Origin of the sequence: Lamprobacter sp. (assembly GCF_034860625.1) — a bacterium.
Taxonomy (GTDB): domain Bacteria; phylum Pseudomonadota; class Gammaproteobacteria; order Chromatiales; family Chromatiaceae; genus Lamprobacter.
Window position 1 is genome coordinate 1 of sequence record NZ_JAYESN010000391.1, and the last position, 2,119, is coordinate 2,119.

Below are 2,119 nucleotides of genomic sequence, written 5' to 3' on the forward strand. Positions count from 1 at the left end.
AGCAAGGTCTTCCTGCTTCAACCCATGCTGGTCCATCAGGAAGCGGAGCACCTCTTTGGGCTCGGACTCCTGGATGGGGTGGTAAACATTTTCATAGGCTGCAACTTGGTCAGCCAGATAGTCGAGCACGTCGGCCAGGGGGTGATGCTCGTTGTCGCCGATCTCATCCAGTAATACCTCGATGGTCGCTCGCGCCTGGGTGTAGTCTTCCTCGGAGTGAACCGAGGTCACGCCGACCACTTCCTTGAACGGCATCCAGGCCCGAAGAATGGCTTGCGGTTCGGGCACCGTCTTATGTGTCAGGGCCATCAGTTTCTCCTGTTTCGTTTCCAACCATCGCGGTTGTACTCTTCATGGGTGAGTACCCCGCGGATGTAGACCTTGTGCCGGTTGTAGTGGATCGCCGCGATCAATCGGTACTTATTGCCCCCGATGTTGAACACCGTCATTCCATCCACGTAATCGGCGCTTGCGAAAGTTGCGCGCAGGTCGTTGAAATCTGAGAAGACCTCCATCTTCATAGTGCGATACCAAGCTTCCAGCGGATGCTTGGCGTCTGGGTGCTTGATCCAGAACTCGACCAGGATGGGCTTCGCGATGACGTGCATGGCAGGCAGTATATACCAAGACGGTATATCGAGGGCAAAGTTCGTGCTAGCTCTACGTGAAACTTCTCAAGAGCGTTTCTTGATCGCATTCGGGATCTATCGGTGGCTTCGGGCTGCCGAGGTTCAATCGAGCGAACCTGCTTAATAGGCAAGGCCGGTGCGGTGAGCGCTACTGCTGCTGCGCTCGGTTATGGCTGCTGCGGTTTTCTTCGTCCAGCTGGCTGACTTGAGCTGCCGGCTCGAGCCTCATCAACGCCGCGCAATTGTCGGCGGCGATCTTCCTGAACGCGCTGCTGATACTGGGCTCGGCAGCGCAGCGGTTCCAGAAGCCGATGGCGGCTTCGTGGGCCTGCAGCCAAGCGGATTGATCGCCTGGTAGTGGCAGTGCTGGCTGAAAGTTGATTGGCGGAAGCTTGCCACTGCGCGTCGGCGCATACTGCATGGGCAGCATGTCGGAGACCGGGGCTAGGATTAGGCCTGGCCGGAACGCTAGGTTGCCATCGTGCATATCGTTGTTGGCGATCAGTCGACCGAACCACCAGAGGCGGCGGATGCGCTCGCAGGTGTCGAGCGACAGCCAACCCTGCTGATGCAAGCGCTGGGCCTTCTCCGGCCAAGGCTCGCCGGCAAGGCCGACCAATGCCGGGTTGAGACTGGCCAAGCTGCACACCGCTGCGCGTCCCTGGCGTCCGACCCGATCGAAGCGCTCGACCTCCAGGAACCGGCGCCCAGCCTGGTGTTCGATGTGGCTCTGCGCGGTGGGGATGGCCAACTCCGAGCGCAGCGTCTCGAGCGCCAGATGTTCGGCGACGAGCAGATCTGACCAGCGCTGTACAGCCGGCGTCTCATCGTCGCCGGAGAACTTGACGATCACCGAGAGCGCTTCGCCTTGAGGCGCGATGAGCGTGGCGAACTTGGGAAACTCACCGCCAGCTGATGAGCCCGCATCGCCAAAGGCCAAGGCCCGTTCAGCCAGCGCCGGATAATCCTCGCGGGCCTGGGGCTGGCGCTGCGCCCGGGCCTGCAGCTCGGCCTCGAAGGACGCCTCGCCAAGGATCAGATCGCCGGGCTGATCCTGCCCGAGCGTTGCCAAGACGTGAGCGATGTCGGCGGCGCTCCAGTCCGCGAGACGTTCGCTGACCCCGAGTGATTGTGCATGGCGATGGGCGAAATGCCGCCCAAGAAAGCCCTGTGGAGCCATGTCGTACAGGGGGTAGGGCAGACCCTCGAACCAGCCGTCGGCCATTTGATCGTCGAGCGGCCAGGGACAGGGCTCGACCCACTCTAGGGCGCTACCCTCGGGCTCGATCAGGCTCAGGCGCCCCAGCAGGTGCCCGTTTCCGGCCTCATCGATCCGATACAGCGGAATCGGTGTCTGCCGCCCGCGCAGCGGACGACGCAGCGCATAGGCGGAGCGCCGAGCCTTCCCCAGGCGCAAGACCTCGGGGTCGAGTCGACGCACCCAGCGCAGGAGTGTGGCGCGATCGATGCCGCCCAGACGGCGACAGAGC

At 62.3% G+C, this 2,119-nt stretch carries 3 protein-coding genes; all 3 read right to left on the minus strand.

From position 1 onward, the window contains the following. Positions 1-309 (minus strand): hypothetical protein (locus VBE63_RS27955; protein WP_323686259.1); only part of this gene is annotated, 309 nt, incomplete at its 3' end. Further along, complete coding sequence (locus tag VBE63_RS27960) at positions 309-608, minus strand: type II toxin-antitoxin system HigB family toxin (protein WP_323686261.1); 300 nt, start codon at positions 606-608, stop codon at positions 309-311. The genes VBE63_RS27955 and VBE63_RS27960, both read right to left, overlap by 1 nt. Positions 609-777: 169 nt before the next feature. Beyond that, positions 778-2,119 (minus strand): type II toxin-antitoxin system HipA family toxin YjjJ (gene yjjJ, locus VBE63_RS27965; protein WP_323686262.1); only part of this gene is annotated, 1,342 nt, incomplete at its 5' end.

What these genes read in the sequence shown, in the direction of transcription:
- VBE63_RS27960 (WP_323686261.1), bottom strand. Translation starts at nt 608, where the DNA reads ATGCACGTCATCGCGAAGCCCATCCTGGTCGAGTTCTGGATCAAGCAC.